Source organism: Paenibacillus sp. PvR098, assembly GCF_017833255.1.
In the GTDB taxonomy this organism is placed as follows: domain Bacteria; phylum Bacillota; class Bacilli; order Paenibacillales; family NBRC-103111; genus Paenibacillus_G.
The window spans coordinates 3,489,807-3,506,256 of the sequence record NZ_JAFIBU010000001.1 but is presented as its reverse complement, the minus strand read 5'-3'; the positions used below and the strand labels follow the sequence as shown (position 1 = coordinate 3,506,256).

Sequence of the window (16,450 nt, the reverse complement as noted above, 5' to 3'; positions counted from 1 at the left end):
GAAAAAGGGTATCCATCGAAAAAAACCGCCATGCCTTCCGTTATCTCCGTGACTTTGGGATGTTCCAAAATCAGTACATTTTCAGGTTTATATTTGTACTCTCGCAAAGAATTTTTATAAATGATTCGTATTTTTGAGTCTATATATTCATACGAATTAACTTCCTCTGTCCTATCTTTTCCTCGGATCATGATTAGATATTTCTCTACATCCATGGCAAGCCTCACTATATATTGAGTAAGTGCAATATTAGAGAGTTCTAGGGATATCATGTAATTCCTGCTAAGTAAGTAGTCAAAATGGAGGTTGTTAATTTGCAAATTCGTGGGAATAGGGGGAAGGTTGTCGAAACATCTTAACCATGTGGGTAGGCTTACAACCATGATAAACCCCTGTCCACTTTAACCATTGTGGTTTTATATGGACAAGGGTTCGATTTTCCGAGCCGTGGCTTGGTAAATCCACAATTCGCCGCCGCGTGATGCTTCGGTTGTTTTTGGGGGTGGCATAACAAGACTCAAACTCTGACTCTGTTCAAAAAAACGTACATAATTGATTATATTGCGTAACGGTTAAGTTAACTTTATATTGCGTATTCGGGGTTTTTCGCCCAATAATTGCCTCCCAATCACTCTCATAAATTGCTTTCGGTGTTATAAGATTCATATGAATCGGTTCGCAAATCACATATACTGACCATTCACCAGCAGTATCAATGTAATCTGCTTCCGCCTCTTCCGCTTTTTCTTTTGTAAGGATAGTTTGATCCCATCCAACAGGGGCGGATAAAATGCAATTTGTAGGCAGGTCCGAATACCCCCTAGATTGATACCATATTGCAGCTGTTTGATGATCAGGGCAAATTTCAATCACCCTCAAAGCGGCAACTAGTCGATGGTGTCTTTTAGTATCCCCCTCATGATTACCCTTAACTGTGATATATACTACAATATCTCCAACTTTTAATTTAGGAGCTAACATGCTTTTACGACAGAGAGCACTAATTCCCGGATAAGCGTGATCGAAATTCGGTTCTCTCCGAACTGAATGATCGATATATGGTTTTAATTGATGCTTTTCTACTGCCCTTCTTCCTCTTCCATTTAGGATCATTGGATAATAACTAACTAGATGATTCGTCAATTTTATAGGCCTCCTTTACCCACGCAAAGGAATTCCCAATAATTCCCCTTCGCATGTTCAGCGGACAAGGGTCCCAGCAGCCTCTTCATGCTCGGTCCCTTTGACCTGCGGTCTATTATTCATCGAAAAACATTCTTTCTTTCATGGATTTCCTGTAGTCGCTCGTCCATAGTAGGTGATTCAAAGGAGCATGTGTAAAATTATGTTTCACAGTATCAAGCAATCAGACTTAACTTTATTTCCACTATGTAATTGCAGAGGAATTATAGTACAAATCAAAATAATCAGTTTATCAACATTATACCATTTTTTGGGCCAGTGCAGAAAAATTCATTGAAAAGCGAAAGTACCGTCAAAGCGTCTAAAAACGCAACTGACGGTACTGAAACAATTACTGACAAATCGTCTGTTTTGAACTGAGAGCGTAGCAAACCCCTGTCCATCATTAATTGTTGTGGTTTTGCATGGACAAGGGTTCTAACAACTGAGCCGTGGTCTGGCAAATCCACAATCCGCCGTGGTGTGATGCTAAGGATATTTGGGGATGTGGCATGATATCCTTAGAGCGATATACACTCATTTAAGCCATCACCCAATTTCATTTTACTAAATGCTATGAAAAGGAAATCCAGAGCCGTTTGAAGAACTTTCCTAATAAGATTTTATTTCTTCCTAAGAAAAAGGAAAGGAACAAAGGACAAAAATGAACTTACCTGACTATATAGAATTTCTCCGAAAGGCCCTTAACAATATAAACGAAGTGTACTATGGCTCTCAAGCTTGGATTAATTCTATGCTAAACGCTCATGGTATTGGTGATGAAGATCCGAGACGGGAACAATTGATACCTTATTTAACGCGGCATCATGAGCGTGTTTTTTGTTATGAACTTTACCATCAATATCGAAAGATCATGGAGCAAAATAACCTCACCGAAAAAGTCATTCTACAAGCAGAACTACGAAAATCGCAAGTTGGAAAGGAAATTGAACAACTGTTCAGTATTCAAAGTACTGATGCAATATATTACCCCGATTTCTTGATTCATGAGCCCGGTACATTTGATCATCAAGATTTGATTATCGAAGTAAAAGCAAACCCCAAGGTTACACGAGAAGAAATGCAGAATGATCTCTTAAAGATTGATCAATTCATTAGCAGATACCAATATCAAAAAGGGATTTTCTTATCGATCAACGTAAATGATGATAAAAGAAATCGACTGATTACAAATCCTGAATTTCTACATTTCCTTGAAAACCAAATTGAAAATAAAACTAAAATCTTGCTTATGTTTAGAGAATCCGCCAAGAAATCGACAGTATCAATCAATGCAGCTCAGTTGTGCAAGGATAGTAAGCGATGAAAGCGAATTATGGTCAAAAAACGATTTCAAATTATATTTGATGGTATCTATAAAATTAATGACAATGCCTGATTCGGATTGTAGCGTCTCGAACCCCTGTCCGCCATTACACATTGTGGTTTTGAACGGACAAGCGTTCATTTTTCTGAACCATGGCTGTGCAAAACCACAATTCGCCGGAGCGTAATGATTTGGTTGTCGGAGATGCCGCTTAACACTTATCACCTCTCTTTTATGTCATAGTACAATATCCAAATTCTATGTTATTCTAGTCGTATAGAAATAGTGGGGGGGTTATTCAATGAAATTAGTTCGATATAGAGTCCTAGAATTTAGATCGGTAAGAGACAGTGGTTGGATTGAATGTGATGATGTCACCACACTAGTCGGTGTAAATGAAGCCGGAAAATCTAATTTACTCACTGCTCTTTGGAAACTCCACCCTGTTAAGGGAGGTAAGATTGATCTACTTGCTGATCTTCCTAGAAAACGATACTCAGAACTAAGAGACAAAGAAAAGAAGCCTATTTTCATAAAAACTGAATTTGAACTTCCCCACAACTTAATACAGAACCTGGTTAAAATTACTGGTGGCGAGTATGACGATGTTAGAATCGCTTCAATTGATAGGGATTTTAACGGTAATTATTATATCGGCTTCCCTTATGCTAAAGGTAAAGCCTCGATTCTTGCTCCGAATTTAAGCAAAATTATCGAAAATGCACTCAATTTAATAGGCTCCTTAGACGAAGCCGGTAAGACCGAGGAGGGTATAAAGGATGAAACTCTTCAGCGGCTTACCGCATCCCTTGAAATAATCGGTGAGAAAGAAGAACTAATTTTATCTGACATTAATGCTATTATCGATGGTTTATATCTCAACTCAAAAGAAATGAAAACCTCAGTTATACGACCGATTTTAATGGATACATTGAACTCGATTCGGGAATTTAAAACCATCCTAGAAAGACCTAACCCATCAAGTATAGAGGCAGCCAGAAAGTTAGTTTTAAGCGAGCTCCCATCATTTGTATACTACTCAAACTATGGGAATTTAGATTCCGAAATTTACTTACCTCACGTCATCGATAATTTAAAACGCTCTGATCTATCTGGTAGTATTGAAGCGAAAGTTAGAACCTTGCGTGTATTATTTGAATTCGTCGGACTTGATCCTCAAGAAATTCTTGAACTTGGTAAAGACCCTGAGCCTATAAGAGATGCATACGGTAATGTTACTCAAGAGCCACCTATTGAGGAAATAAGTAAAGCCGCTCAAAATAAAACTGAAAGAGACGTTCTCCTTCAATCTGCTTCTGCTAGTTTAACTTCTAAATTTAGAGATTGGTGGAAGCAAGGAAATTACCGCTTCGATTTCCATGCTGACGGTAAGCATTTTCGAATATGGGTATCAGATGAAATTAGACCGGAGCAGGTCGAATTAGAGGGTAGAAGCACAGGGTTACAGTGGTTCCTGAGTTTCTATCTAATATTCCTTGTAGAAAGTCAAGAATCTCATAAAGGAGCAATACTATTACTAGATGAGGCGGGACTATCTTTACATCCGTTAGCCCAACGAGATTTATCTAAATTCTTTGAAAGCCTTTCTAATACTAATCAGATTATTAATACCACACATTCTCCATTTCTGGTAGACACTAGTCATGTTGATCGTGTAAAAGTTGTTTACGTTGATGACGAAGGGTATACAGTTGCTTCTGAAGATCTTAGAGCAGCTGAAGATAAATCTCAAGCAAGATCAGTTTATGCTATCCATGCGGCCCTTGGACTTAGTATTTCTGACACCTTGTTGCAAGGATGTAAGCCAATAATTGTTGAAGGGCCATCTGATCAGTTCTATCTAAGCGCAATAAAAAATTTCTTGATTAGTGAACAACTCATAGCTCCAAAAGAAGAAATAGTGTTTGTACCGTCGGGTGGAGTTCGAGGAGTTGAGGGTATCGCAAGTTTACTCTCTGGTAAATCAGATGATCTCCCCTTTGTATTACTAGATTCTGATAAACCAGGAAGAGACTTTAAGAATAAACTGGAACAACGTCTTTACAAGGATGCGCCCGACAAAATCATTGAAGTGTTTGATATTACTGAAATTGAAAATAGCGAGGTAGAGGACCTTATTCCTTTTGACATGATTAGACCCGGAATAGTACGACTTTTTCGTGATGTTGAGTCTGAGGAGTTTGAAGACGTCTATGTCGCTGGCAACTCATTAATTAACCAAATTCAAGATTTTGCACACAAACACAGTATTCACTTAAATATAGGTTGGAAAGTTGATTTAGCACGCTTGGCAAAACAACGCCTGCTTTTACAGCGCTCAAAAATTATTAATGACTCAACCAAAATTTTATGGCAAAAGCTTTTTATGAAGTTCGTATAACATTCATACAAAATGAGCTCTGACCAGGTAATTTGGACAGAGCTCATTTTGTGGTTTTATATGGACAAGGGTTCAGAAAAGCGAACCGTGGCTTGGCAAATCCACAATCCGCCGCCGCGTGATGCTGAGAATGTTCGGGGAGGTGGCGTAGTTCAAGATTTACCGAAGGTCGCCGTATCATCGCTAAGGCGAAGTTTCTTCCGCGGCCTCTTTAAATAAAATTCTTGGCCCATGACAATTAATAGATGTAAGTTAAGTAAGCCCCCAAATATTTAACAATTGGGGGTTTGTCATTCATATTTATATCCAAGGTTACAACTTAACCTTGCGGCTGGCATGGAAAGCGATGCTCCAAAAACTCCAAAAAAAGCTCAGCAACTTTAGAAAGAGAGTAAATCTCTTCAAGTGTTTTTTCCAACTTATATATCGCAAAGTTCCCATGCACAAGTTTGTTTCGTTCATTTCCAATCTCTAAAAATGCTTTAACCGCCTCATCTATTTTGGGGTTGTTCCTTATTAATTCTTTCATTTCGTTTTTGAAATCATTCCCGAACAACCCCCAAAATTGATTTGCATTAACATCATCCCATTTAAAATACGTGTGATACTGCCTACTAATAGCTTTATTTTTCACAAAAGATACTATCATTGGATTTTGGTTGGTGATATGTTTCAAATGATTTAATAATATATCTGTTAGTCTACTTTCAAAATAACTAGCCGCTGACAACAGCAAACTTTTTCTTGATTGGTCGTCGACTTCGCTCAAAAAAGAGATTTGATCTTGTTCTTTAAGAAAGTCTTTAATAGCCTTACTTTCATTATATACCACATCTATAAATGTACTCATAACGGCACCTTATTCATTAACAAGAATCCGTTGTGCTAGAGCAATTCTTGTAGAAACGTTGTCTTTACTAACAGTATTCGATTGTGTGGCGTCAATAAATGTGGTATTCCCTTTAAGTCGGTTGACCTTATCTTCACTTATAAAAATCTCGACATCTTTTTTAGTGTTATTAACAAAGGGTCGTCCTACTGCTGTGAAAACTGCTTCAAAAATAGAAACACTAAACCCCTTCAAACTATGGAAAATATTCGAATCCAATTTTTCCGATGCTGCTAAAAAAGCTGAAAAAACCTTCTCCGCTTCTTCAATTTTATCCCTTGTGAAAGATTTGCTTTGTCCTGAAAATAAATTTAAAAATTTATTCATTGATGGTTTATATTCTTGTCCGTTGTATAGCATCGCAAATCCTCTCAAAAGAAATTCTACATCTGCCATATGCAAATCGGGTGATACTTTGCCTAAAAGACGACGCCATCTTTTATCCAGGTTAATTCTGTTCAACAAATTATAAAAGTCAGAATGAAACAAACTCGCTCGAATTTCTTGCTGTTTTAGGTTATATCCTCCTGTATTTAATCTATTGAAAATCTCAAAAATTGATGAATGCTCATTATCAGGCTGGTTTTGCTTTATTACCATATTTCGTATTGTCTTCAGTTCGAACTCAGTCTGGTATTCTTCTAATGTTGCATAATTCATCTTGTTGAATTTGCTGGGCTTGTTAGGGTCACTACTCTCTAGTTTAAGATTAAAATTTGTAAAATAATTTTCATTTGCCAGTATCGATTCAGGGATTTTGCCCTCTCGATCAAATATCTCCCTTAGCTCAATTCTTTTATCTTGTCGCGGAAACCTTTGTTTAATAAAATAATAAATGGACAGTAACCTTTGTTGCCCATCTATAACTAAAAATTTATTTCTTGATTCCTCGTATAAAAAAATCTGTGGTATAGGAAGTCCTAGTATTATCGACTCAATAAGTTTTGAAGCTCTTTTAATATCCCAAACATAATTCCTTTGAAATGCGGGGATTTTAAAGATTCCTTTTTCAATAAAGTTGAATATTGTAATTACATTAAAATCATTAGGTGTGGACGTAATGTCATATTCACCAATTGAATTGTATTCGGTATCATTAGAAGTATCAACCTCATCAAACCACTCTTTTTCTTCAACCATTGCAATTCTCCCTTCGCCTTATAGACCATTTTTAATCAGTAGGCATCCCCTCGCTCTCCGCTTAGGGGAAATATGTCCTTGAATAATACTGTCTTCCAAATATTATCTACATATTTAATACTAACATTTGTACCCAAATTTTAGGAAGACTTTTGTAGTACAAAGGTAACAATTTTGTTAATTGCTCCTTCCCAGTCCTGCTTTAATTCATGCTCCCATATGCGCAAAATATTCCAGCCTTTATCCACATAATATTGCGTTACTTCTTGATCACGCAACTTATTTCGGTTAAGCTTCGTTTCCCAAAATTGCGTATTGCTTTGTGGAACCGTACCATGCTGCTCACATGAATGCCAGAAGCAGGAATCAATAAAAATGGCGATTTTATATTTTTTTAAGCTGAAATCAGGCTTTCCGTACAAATCGAGAACGTTTCGCCTCATTCGAAGCCCCCGTCTCCATAATTCCTTGCTAATCATTTCTTCCAGCTTAGAAATAGATTTGACTTTTTGCATCATTCTGCTTCGGGTTACTCTGTCCACAAAATCGACCATTTTGATCCTTCCTTGAATCTTTATTTTTATAATATCAACCAAACAGCATACAATTAATAACGGATGAATTGAATTTATACAAGTACTAGTTGTTCTTAACATAAAAATTGTAAGAACATATGTTCTGTGATAAACTAATAGAGGAAGCAGTCAATTAAATATGGTATCATAGAAGGCGCATCGGTGTTGAACTATCTCGGAAAGGAGCTAACGACAGTATGTCCAGAAGAACCTATAAAACTATCGACTTATTTTCGGGAGCAGGCGGGCTTTCCTTGGGCTTCAACAACACTGGGAGATATAAATCAGTTTTTGCAGTCGAATTTGACCAAGCTGCCGCTCGAACCTACGCCAAAAATTTTAATCACCAAATAATTGAAGATGACTTGTTGCAAAGTGAAATGCTTGATATAGCCAGACCGGGATGTGTATTCAATGATGATATCAGGAAACTGGGTACAGTTAGTCTTAAAGCGGATATTATTATAGGCGGTCCTCCATGCCAGGGATTTTCCCCTTTAGGTAAGATCTCTCCAAGAGACGAGCACTTACGAATGAACCAATTGTGGCAAGAGTACATGCGGGTCGTAGCCCAAGTGAAACCTCTCGCTTTTGTAATAGAAAATGTACCGGAGCTGCTAAGATCAAGAGAAGCGATTGCAATAAAAACCCTTGCCGAGCGGATGGGATACACGGTGAATTATCGAGAGCTTAAAGCCGTCGAGTATGGTGTTCCCCAACGAAGAGTGAGAGCTTTTATTATTGGTTTGTTGGGTCCACATTTTCCAACATTCCCCTTGCCGCTTACAGTTCGCAGGAATGTAAGGGATGCTATTTCAGATTTGCCGTTATATCCCGATACAACTACATTAGAATCTCCTCAACCGGAAGAAGTCGGCCAATCCCAGAACCTGCACTTCGGAAGAAACCCTACAGAGATTTCTCTCAGGCGTTATCGGTTAATTCCGCCGGGTGGAAATCGATTTGATTTAATGCGGAAAGCTCCGGAGATCACACCGCGCTGTTGGTTGGAAAAACCCTCAGGAAGTACGGACGTTTTTGGAAGATTACGCTGGGAGGAACCGGCCTATACTATTAGAACTGAGTTTTTCAAACCTGAGAAAGGTTGTTATTTGCATCCTGAAGCCCATCGCCCGCTTACCCATCGCGAAGCTGCGCGGCTACAGACTTTTAATGATGAATTTATATTCGTCGGATCAAAGGCGGAGATTGCTAGACAAATAGGTAATGCGGTCCCCCCCATGTTGGCGCAAGCCGTAGCGAATAATTTAGCTAGACAGTTGGATCGCATACCATCCGTAGAGTTAAAAAAAGATAGAAACCGGATGACTACCGCCGCATTCAACACATTGTTGCAACAAGTAGTAGACGAAGTCTTCTCTGAGTCCGTTGTTGAGACTGAAATCAAAGAGTCTTCGGAGATATATAGTCTAGCTCATTAAATAAACTAAGGACTGTCACAGAGACAGTCCTTAGTTTATTCTTTTTCAAGATCATAAAATGATATGAACTCATCTTTTTCTAATGGTTTAAGCCCTTTTTGTTCTAATTTGTCATTGTCATATTTGCCTGAATAGATGCTTATTCCCTCGGGCTTTAACCAAATATTGCGCGCATCGCGAACCCGTTTGGAAGAGTCCTTTTGCATTGCAACAGATTCTATTGCGGCACCGTTGAAGATAATTCCTGGACAAGAACGAAACAGTTCGTTAATTCTTTCTTGACCAGATTTTTTCGAGTATACTCTTTTAATTACTTCAGGATCCAATTTTAGTAATGAATTACTAGGTAATGTTCCATTAGATACTAGCCACGTGATTAAATCCCTTCCTTCCGCGTTAATCGACCTTTTACTGTCCCTATTTTTACCTGTATTTAGTACTTCTGACGAAATTCGTAAACATCCCGCTTGAAAAACCGATTTGTTATCATCTGCAGAAATAAGTAGGCAAATGTGACCATCCGCCTCTAAGGGGATTGTCCAATTTTTTCCAATTGTAAACTTGACATCTACTTCAATTCCATCGATTAATGCATCCATAACCTCACCATATGGCAATTCAAGTTCATGCTGAAGCATATGTTGGAAACGAGTTCCAATATAAGTTTTCTCAGTTTTATCCAATTGGTCAATGCTAAATCTCCCCGTATATCTACCGTTTACTACTTCATCAATCGACCTCCTGAGTATTCGTCCCAGCTTCCCTTCAAAATTCGGGATACTCTTAAAAAAAGTAATAACTCTAGATAATTCATAATCTGTATCGTCTGAAAAGAGATTCATTTGTTGCAATTTCATCCACCTCGTTGTAGACTTCTTTTCTTCTGCTGCTTTTGAAACCCAAAAGCCATTTAATTTTGAAGATATTACTCCCCGGCATTTTTGGCCAAATTCTCTTGAAACATGTTTAAAGCATAGGTCTTTATCACCTTGATGACTTCTTTTTCTTTAATTGCCACCAAGGTTGTCGCTTTGTTGGCAAAATCCTTAATAGAAGCCCCGAGCAGGTAGCAGTCATTGTCTGCAATTAAGTATCGATCATGGAAATCCTTGGCTTTACACCAATCGAAGTTTCCTCTTTGTGCTTTAAATTTATCTACTGCTATCGAAGCGTCCCCGTGCATTTTGGACGTCAATAGCTTTATAGAAGCACTTGACTTCACAATATCTAACATAAGGAACAAGCTGGAATCAACATAATTGTCGACTATAAAAAGTTCCTTTTTCACGTTGACAAAGATTTCCATGATTGTTTTGTATGCATCGAATTGCTTTCCTTTTTCGAAAAAATATGTGTTCCGGCCAGGCTCTTCCCCACCAAGTCCAATTGAGTCCCATGTTTGGTCAAACCACAGTTGTTCATGCATTTCAAGACTTCTCCACTTCGGATTCTTCATCTCTAGCTGAAGTGTTACCTGGTCATAATGCTCACCGACGTCTTTATAAAAAATCTGCACTTCATCTTTAATTATATCAAAACCAATATCATGCAAAAATTCATTTTCAATTGTTGTTACTAGCTCTTCTATTTTGTTGGTAATACTGTTGTATCCGTATTCATGAACTAAAAATAAATAAGGGATTTTCCCCCTTACAAAAAACTTAAAATGAGCGAATCCGGACCTATTGCCATATCCAACATTATCTTGCTCAATAAACAACTCTTTCTCAGCGAATATTCTTTTCCGACTTTCGGAGCTCAGACCGTAACTTGATTTAAATAACGAGCTGAGTATGTAGTGCTTAGAACCGGATCCCCACACTTTTTTGTAATTTACCAGCTCAAAATAGGACCTTGAAAAGTAATCCATATTTCCCATTAATTCCTTATTTGAAAGTTGACTCAGGATGATATCACTGCCTGTATAGCGGCTACATATGATTTCCGATATTCGCTTAAGCTCTGCTAAACTTACATCTTCATAATTTGCTCGAATTTTTGATAGAATGGAATCATAAGTCTTTTGGTTATTGTTTGTCATGTTATCACCTGCGCTATGGACATCTAGGTATTCACCCCCAACATTGTACCATTTTTCCTATTAAGAATTCTATGAGGAGTTGAAAGTCTGACGTGTCAATAAAGTTCCCAAAAGATATTGCTGATGCGATGAGGGCGTGCATACTAGCAATATTTTGGCCAAAAGAGCAAATTGTTGACTTTTTAAAGAATAATAACTGTACTTCACGGGATTTAGCCGTTGTCAAAAACTACAATGAAGAAAGCTTGAACCGTGCCCAAATAGTCGATCGAGTTTTTCAAGCACTTCATTCTAGGGACGATGGAGGGTGGGGGCAGTTTAGAGCAATGCTCGTATCTTTAAAAGAATGGAACCACTTTGACCCTTATTATTTCAAGAAGCTAAAGAAGCTGGATGAAGCTGAAGCATTGCGGTGTATTAATCATTTGAAGCAAGTACAAGAAATACGCGATGCTAAAGTAAAAGAGGAACGTCGTCAACAGGAAGCAGCTAGAGCCGCTCAAATGCAAAGGATATCTCTGTCAAGTCTGAATAACGATTTTATCAGGCTCTATAGTGATGTGACTATATCGACCCAAGAGAGAGGGTATAAGCTAGAAAAACTGCTTCAGGACTTGGCGGAATATGAAGGCCTTAAAATAACTGAGTCTTTTAAGATTAAGGGAGAACAAATCGATGGGTCAATAAAATTTGATGGTGAGAACTATATTGTAGAAGCTAAATGGCACGACGCTTTAACAGCCAGCGATGCTCTTTACCACTTTGCATATAAGGTGGAGGGGAAGATGTATGGCCGTGGTTTCTTTGTTTCCATAAACGGGTACTCACGCGACTCCGTCTCGGCGCTCACATCTGGAAAATCGATTAAGACAATTTTAATTGACGGTGGGGACCTTAGCTTTGTTTTCGGTGGTAACATATCATTCAGTGATATGCTTGATGCCAAAGTTAGGGCAGCTCAAACACAAGGTTACATTTACTTCGACCCTATATCTAACAAAAGCAAGCACTAATAGCAGGCTGGTTCTCTGTGAGGTCATGTTCCATACTAAGAATCAATTAAGTTTCACTGTAAAATAACATTATCAAAATCGTAAAGTCTCCGTTCTTAAACATGTACTATAATAATGAAGCCCAAGGAATTCCTCCTTGGGCTATTCTCATTTGGAAGGATGTATGTAATGAAAACAGTCAAGCTCATTTTGGACAAGCTCAAAGAAACATTTGAATACAATGGGAGCACTCTAAGTGAACGGGAAAGTGCAAATGTGTGGGTGATGGCCTCCGCGATGGCTGAAGTACATGAGGATTTGACCGTGGATAACGCGATTAAGGTAAGGCTTGTCCTTAGAACTACCGACAAGAACGGCACCAATCCGTATGTCGACGGAACAGACATTTAAGTACACATTGACGCAAAAAGCGAACAAGTTGAATTCGTATGGGAGGACCTCTGGATAGACGGTCCTCCCGTTTTTCATGGTGGTACCGTCCCCGCCGCGCTCGCCTGGGTACGGGAGCTGGCCAAGCCGTTCTACATCCAACTCAAAGACCCGTTCCTAACGCCGGAGCAGCGGATCGCCCTGAACGGCCACGACGAGGACTACAGGTTGCCTAAAAATCAAGATCAGAAAAATACATTCGCACCTAATCCCGTAGACTTTGATAAATACTTCTGACCCCTGTCTGTCCCTAAATAAGCGACGGTAGCGACCGGAGCGTCATCAAGCGCAACCGACGATACCGTCGCCAATTTTCCTACTAAACGGAGCGATACAGATGTCCATAACACTAAGCGAAAAAGAAAAACGCGCAATCGCCGCGCTCATCCAAGAGCAGATCGACGAGCACCTGTCCCGTTTCCCCTACACCAGATACCCGGTAGAGCCGCTGGACGAGTGGAAGCGAATGTTCTGCGATCCCGCCACCGTGCCGATCACCGCGCTCAGGCAGGCGCTCGGCTGGCATTTCGGTGCCTGGCAGCGGAAAGACATGCCCTCGGCTCACAGCAGAACGATCCTCGCCATCGTCAAGGCGTGGCCCGAGTTTGTCCAGGGCGCTTCCTTCGGGGCCGCGCAATCGTTTCAGTTCTGGGAGAAACGCCTGCACGACTGGCAAAACGGCTTCAACGCCGCAGCCTTTCTCCTTCACCTGCTGCGCCCAGACGACTTCGAGATAGCCGACCAACATCGCATTCAGGCTATGTCGGAGCTGCTCAAGGCGATTAACCATCAGGACAGCGAACAGACCTTCTCACGCTCCCTGCAGGACCTCGAACGCTACTCCGAACTCTTCCGCGCGATCATCCCCAAGTTGTCCTATGGAGCCAAAAACCGCCTGCAGCTCGATCGCTTCCTCAAGGCGTACGGCAACCGTAACGCATATAAGAACGTAGCAGCAGGCTACTCGACCAAGGAGCCTGAAATCACCAATTTCTCTTGGACTGACGCGAAATCACGACGCTTTGATTTGTCGAAGATCAAGCTGCGATCAAACGCTGACGTCCTTTTCGCCTCCCTGCTTCTCTCTCTGGATAAGCATATTATCGACTCCAACGAATTGACGATCGGCCACATCATTGATCTTCTTCCGCCCGGTACCGCAGGAATCTGCAACCCCGCTAGTTTTAACTACGCCATGGTCGCCCTGTTCGGCAGTCAGAAAGGCAGGGACTACTTCCAATTCGAAAACGCTACGTTGAAGGAAGCTTTTACTGAACAAGCAAATCAATCCACAAGAGACATGCGCTTCCATACCCGACACTCAGCGGAAAAAATTTTAATTAATCCAAAGTACAAGCTCGGAAACTAATCTATTTATAGAACTCAACTAGGAGGCAAAACACATGATTGTAAAGATTGAAGATGTTATAAAACAACTAAGCATTGATTTAGTTCATTTTAATGAATGGAAAAAGTTAAACCTAACTAACAACAACAATTGATCGACACATCAGTGGTTTACTATAAAGACAACTTTGTCTAAAATTAAATAAAGGTTACAAACTAGGTAGCCTTTATTTTTTGCACTTAAGCAAATCAAAAAACTGCAATCGAAATGTAAAATAATGGTATATTATATATTAGAATGACGCCGAGACGCTCGGCGTGCGGCACGTAACTGGAACATAGAAGAAAACAGGCCTCATTCCTCGCATTACTTTTCACTTGCACACAAACATCCTTATAACAAAATCGACATCGATGTCGACGTCGGATTTCAAACAAAGCAGGAGGTTGGTTTGAATGGAAGCAAGCGGATACACCATGCGGAGAAAGCGTAGCCTGGATTTGGGGGGCAGAAGAAATGAACCCCTCCACGGTATCAATTGGGGATCAGTAAACAAAGAGAATGAGAACGAAACTAAGCTGGTCCCACTCCAGGCACCCGAACGTCCCACAGAAATAGTCGAAGTCAAAGAACACGAAGACAATAAAAGCCGTTCCCCGCATTTTGGAGACGGATATCAAAAGGTTACAGTCTATCTTCCAATTGAACTATTCGATGCATTGAAGAAACAGAAAAAGATGAGAAAGATTCGAAGCTTCAGCGAAGCAGTTTCTGATGCCCTTTTGCGACAACTATATGGACATAGCGAATCATAAAGCATTTGTCAAATATTGCCCACCTATACTATGCCAAGATACTCACGTCCGGACGTAAGAATTGTTAAAGAAACATAGAGAAACTCATACTTTTATTTGTCTACAGCGGGCAGACATTCTCGGTTTGCTCTAAGCTTAATACTCCGAATATAATTGTGTATGTCACAAAACCAACTATAACGTCGGGGGAAAAATGCCAAAGAATCCATATAATAGACCAGCTCATTATGGGCAAGTTATGAAAAAAGGCAAGAATAGGAACAACGATAAGGAAAAAAACAAAAATAGGAACGAAGAAAAGAACAATGAGAAAAACTATTACTCATTGAAATTCTTAGCAAGTGAAGTATATCCGTACCTTAGTGAAGACCGTGCTTATCGTAATACTCTTAAAAACTTCAAAGAAGCGTGTGCCCTGATGGGAAAAGAGCTATCAGAGTACAAAGTAGGCCGTGATTTTCAGATACCTAAACACCTGAAATCTGTCTTTGTGCTTTTGATTCGACATATTACGATATACAAAACTGGTCTACCTTTTAAATTGCAAGATTACGAAACAGTAGCGGCCTATGCTCAAGATATAATAAACACGAAAAAAACAATAGACCGATCCATCGATAATATTAATCAAGATATCGATGCCGATGACTACGCGAATTTTTACGAGGTTTTTTATAGTTCTTCAGATATCCGTTTTATTCTTGTTCACCAACTTAAAATGAATATCGCTGACATAATTGTTGATGATTTTCGTTATATAACTAGACATGTTCCAGATGATCGAATGACACAATACGCTGAGCATTATCTAAAACAAGTTGAGCAAATTGGAAAATTGCTTCGAAAAATGACTGAGGACAAAATCTACGAACAGTGAGAATCTGGTCAAAAGAAGGGCAGCTACATAGTTGCTCTTCTTTTTTTGCAATTAAACAGGAACACGTGTTTGTGTTCGTTTTGAATAAAAGACATGAAAATACGTACATTTTTTTCATTTGATTACGAAGCTATCATTGGATCATAAGGTTTCAAGAGCAATCGAGGAAAAACTTCAGGTCCTTGAAATCAATGCTCCTTGAAAACTAAATAGCTCCGATAACTAAACGCTTTGAACAAGTCATCGCGGGCAAGCATGGCGCTCAGTTGATCTCAGTAAGCATCGACGAGCACAGAATCATCATCAAACCATTTGGAGGGTGAATCGACATGACAAGCAATCAAGATTCTTTGATCCTAGAGGAGATCAAGCTTCAGCAACTCAAGCCAGCCGGAAGTACGCACGTACCTAGAGAGTTTCTCGCACCAAGCAAGTTTTCCATCGTTTACACGAAAAAAAACGGCAAGAGAGTTACGATTGCGCCCGATGTGATTGGGGCAATCGGCTCCCCGGACTCCGTACAATTTGCATATACCAACAGCGGGGTGGTGATCGGCAATGACCTCGGCCTCGACGACAAGCGTTTCCTGCTGCGTACTAGCGGAAAAAAATCCGTCATCTACTCCGGCGGGCTGGCTCAGGAAATCGTGGAAACCTTTGGACTCGATTTCAAGGGCAGATCCACCATTTCCTACGACAACGTGAAGATCACGAATCTCGAAGGGAAGCCCGTTGCCATTGTAACCCTACAGGGGAAGCTTCAGGATGAGGATAAACACGAGTCTTATGCCGAGCAAGCGATACTTGAATCCGAGGCTACTACCGAGCATGAGCAACCTGATCATGAACTTGATGAACTGAAATTGGATAGCTTTGATCCCAACGAGGATCATTAAGTTCTACCAGCAGGCGGGGTCAATCCCGCCTGCCAACATGACAGAAAGCGGTGTCGGACATGGCGATAGAAGAAG

At 39.9% G+C, this 16,450-nt stretch carries 15 protein-coding genes; 9 read left to right on the top strand and 6 right to left on the bottom strand.

What is annotated here, in order from left to right:
* Nucleotides 1–534 precede the first annotated feature (534 nt).
* Nucleotides 535–1,143: a hypothetical protein gene (locus tag JOE45_RS17400; protein WP_210023111.1), complete on the bottom strand. Its 609-nt coding sequence runs from the start codon at nt 1,141–1,143 to the stop codon at nt 535–537.
* Between the two features lie 703 nt (nt 1,144–1,846).
* On the opposite strand from JOE45_RS17400, the gene JOE45_RS17395 reads away from it, so the two are divergent.
* Complete coding sequence (locus JOE45_RS17395) at nt 1,847–2,509, top strand: hypothetical protein (RefSeq protein WP_210023112.1); 663 nt, start codon at nt 1,847–1,849, stop codon at nt 2,507–2,509.
* 301 nt (nt 2,510–2,810) lie between these two features.
* A complete protein-coding gene (locus JOE45_RS17390; RefSeq protein WP_210023113.1) occupies nt 2,811–4,910 on the top strand; it encodes an AAA family ATPase in 2,100 nt (699 codons plus the stop codon).
* A 319-nt stretch (nt 4,911–5,229) separates the two neighbouring features.
* Here JOE45_RS17390 and JOE45_RS17385 read toward each other — a convergent pair whose 3' ends face one another.
* From JOE45_RS17385 to JOE45_RS17375, 3 genes are all read right to left on the bottom strand, one after another.
* On the bottom strand, nt 5,230–5,760 hold the full coding sequence (locus JOE45_RS17385) for a HEPN domain-containing protein (RefSeq protein ID WP_210023114.1): 531 nt from the start codon (nt 5,758–5,760) through the stop codon (nt 5,230–5,232).
* A gap of 9 nt (nt 5,761–5,769) precedes the next feature.
* Entirely contained in the window at nt 5,770–6,939 is a 1,170-nt protein-coding gene (locus JOE45_RS17380; RefSeq protein WP_210023115.1) for a DUF262 domain-containing protein, read from the bottom strand.
* 140 nt (nt 6,940–7,079) lie between these two features.
* Entirely contained in the window at nt 7,080–7,493 is a 414-nt protein-coding gene (locus JOE45_RS17375) for a very short patch repair endonuclease (protein ID WP_210023116.1), read from the bottom strand.
* A gap of 218 nt (nt 7,494–7,711) precedes the next feature.
* Between JOE45_RS17375 and JOE45_RS17370 the strand changes: the two genes are divergently transcribed.
* Nucleotides 7,712–8,956: a DNA cytosine methyltransferase gene (locus JOE45_RS17370; RefSeq protein WP_210023117.1), complete on the top strand. Its 1,245-nt coding sequence runs from the start codon at nt 7,712–7,714 to the stop codon at nt 8,954–8,956.
* A gap of 35 nt (nt 8,957–8,991) precedes the next feature.
* Here JOE45_RS17370 and JOE45_RS17365 read toward each other — a convergent pair whose 3' ends face one another.
* Nucleotides 8,992–9,813 (bottom strand): NaeI family type II restriction endonuclease, encoded by an 822-nt coding sequence (locus tag JOE45_RS17365; protein ID WP_210023118.1) that lies wholly within the window; start codon nt 9,811–9,813, stop codon nt 8,992–8,994.
* 68 nt (nt 9,814–9,881) lie between these two features.
* Nucleotides 9,882–10,997 carry a hypothetical protein gene (locus JOE45_RS17360; RefSeq protein ID WP_210023119.1) on the bottom strand — a complete coding sequence of 372 codons (1,116 nt, stop codon included), beginning with the start codon at nt 10,995–10,997 and terminating at the stop codon, nt 9,882–9,884.
* Between the two features lie 92 nt (nt 10,998–11,089).
* Between JOE45_RS17360 and JOE45_RS17355 the strand changes: the two genes are divergently transcribed.
* The 6 genes from JOE45_RS17355 (at nt 11,090) to JOE45_RS17330 (ending at nt 16,375) form a co-directional block, all read left to right on the top strand.
* Nucleotides 11,090–12,010 (top strand): restriction endonuclease, encoded by a 921-nt coding sequence (locus tag JOE45_RS17355; protein ID WP_210023120.1) that lies wholly within the window; start codon nt 11,090–11,092, stop codon nt 12,008–12,010.
* Nucleotides 12,011–12,178: 168 nt separating this feature from the next.
* Nucleotides 12,179–12,400: a hypothetical protein gene (locus JOE45_RS17350; RefSeq protein ID WP_210023121.1), complete on the top strand. Its 222-nt coding sequence runs from the start codon at nt 12,179–12,181 to the stop codon at nt 12,398–12,400.
* A gap of 376 nt (nt 12,401–12,776) precedes the next feature.
* Complete coding sequence (locus tag JOE45_RS17345) at nt 12,777–13,808, top strand: hypothetical protein (RefSeq protein WP_210023122.1); 1,032 nt, start codon at nt 12,777–12,779, stop codon at nt 13,806–13,808.
* A gap of 434 nt (nt 13,809–14,242) precedes the next feature.
* Nucleotides 14,243–14,602 carry a ribbon-helix-helix domain-containing protein gene (locus JOE45_RS17340; protein ID WP_210023123.1) on the top strand — a complete coding sequence of 120 codons (360 nt, stop codon included), beginning with the start codon at nt 14,243–14,245 and terminating at the stop codon, nt 14,600–14,602.
* Nucleotides 14,603–14,795: 193 nt separating this feature from the next.
* Entirely contained in the window at nt 14,796–15,479 is a 684-nt protein-coding gene (locus JOE45_RS17335; RefSeq protein WP_210023124.1) for a hypothetical protein, read from the top strand.
* Nucleotides 15,480–15,808: 329 nt separating this feature from the next.
* Nucleotides 15,809–16,375: a hypothetical protein gene (locus tag JOE45_RS17330; protein WP_210023125.1), complete on the top strand. Its 567-nt coding sequence runs from the start codon at nt 15,809–15,811 to the stop codon at nt 16,373–16,375.
* Nucleotides 16,376–16,450 lie beyond the last annotated feature (75 nt).

Coding starts and splice junctions, on each gene's coding strand:
- JOE45_RS17395 (WP_210023112.1), top strand. CDS start 1,847: ATGAACTTACCTGACTATATAGAATTTCTCCGAAAGGCCCTTAACAAT.
- JOE45_RS17390 (WP_210023113.1), top strand. CDS start 2,811: ATGAAATTAGTTCGATATAGAGTCCTAGAATTTAGATCGGTAAGAGAC.
- JOE45_RS17385 (WP_210023114.1), bottom strand. CDS start 5,760: ATGAGTACATTTATAGATGTGGTATATAATGAAAGTAAGGCTATTAAA.
- JOE45_RS17380 (WP_210023115.1), bottom strand. CDS start 6,939: ATGGTTGAAGAAAAAGAGTGGTTTGATGAGGTTGATACTTCTAATGAT.
- JOE45_RS17375 (WP_210023116.1), bottom strand. CDS start 7,493: ATGGTCGATTTTGTGGACAGAGTAACCCGAAGCAGAATGATGCAAAAA.
- JOE45_RS17370 (WP_210023117.1), top strand. CDS start 7,712: ATGTCCAGAAGAACCTATAAAACTATCGACTTATTTTCGGGAGCAGGC.
- JOE45_RS17365 (WP_210023118.1), bottom strand. CDS start 9,813: ATGAAATTGCAACAAATGAATCTCTTTTCAGACGATACAGATTATGAA.
- JOE45_RS17360 (WP_210023119.1), bottom strand. CDS start 10,997: ATGACAAACAATAACCAAAAGACTTATGATTCCATTCTATCAAAAATT.
- JOE45_RS17350 (WP_210023121.1), top strand. CDS start 12,179: ATGAAAACAGTCAAGCTCATTTTGGACAAGCTCAAAGAAACATTTGAA.
- JOE45_RS17345 (WP_210023122.1), top strand. CDS start 12,777: ATGTCCATAACACTAAGCGAAAAAGAAAAACGCGCAATCGCCGCGCTC.
- JOE45_RS17340 (WP_210023123.1), top strand. CDS start 14,243: ATGGAAGCAAGCGGATACACCATGCGGAGAAAGCGTAGCCTGGATTTG.
- JOE45_RS17335 (WP_210023124.1), top strand. CDS start 14,796: ATGCCAAAGAATCCATATAATAGACCAGCTCATTATGGGCAAGTTATG.
- JOE45_RS17330 (WP_210023125.1), top strand. CDS start 15,809: ATGACAAGCAATCAAGATTCTTTGATCCTAGAGGAGATCAAGCTTCAG.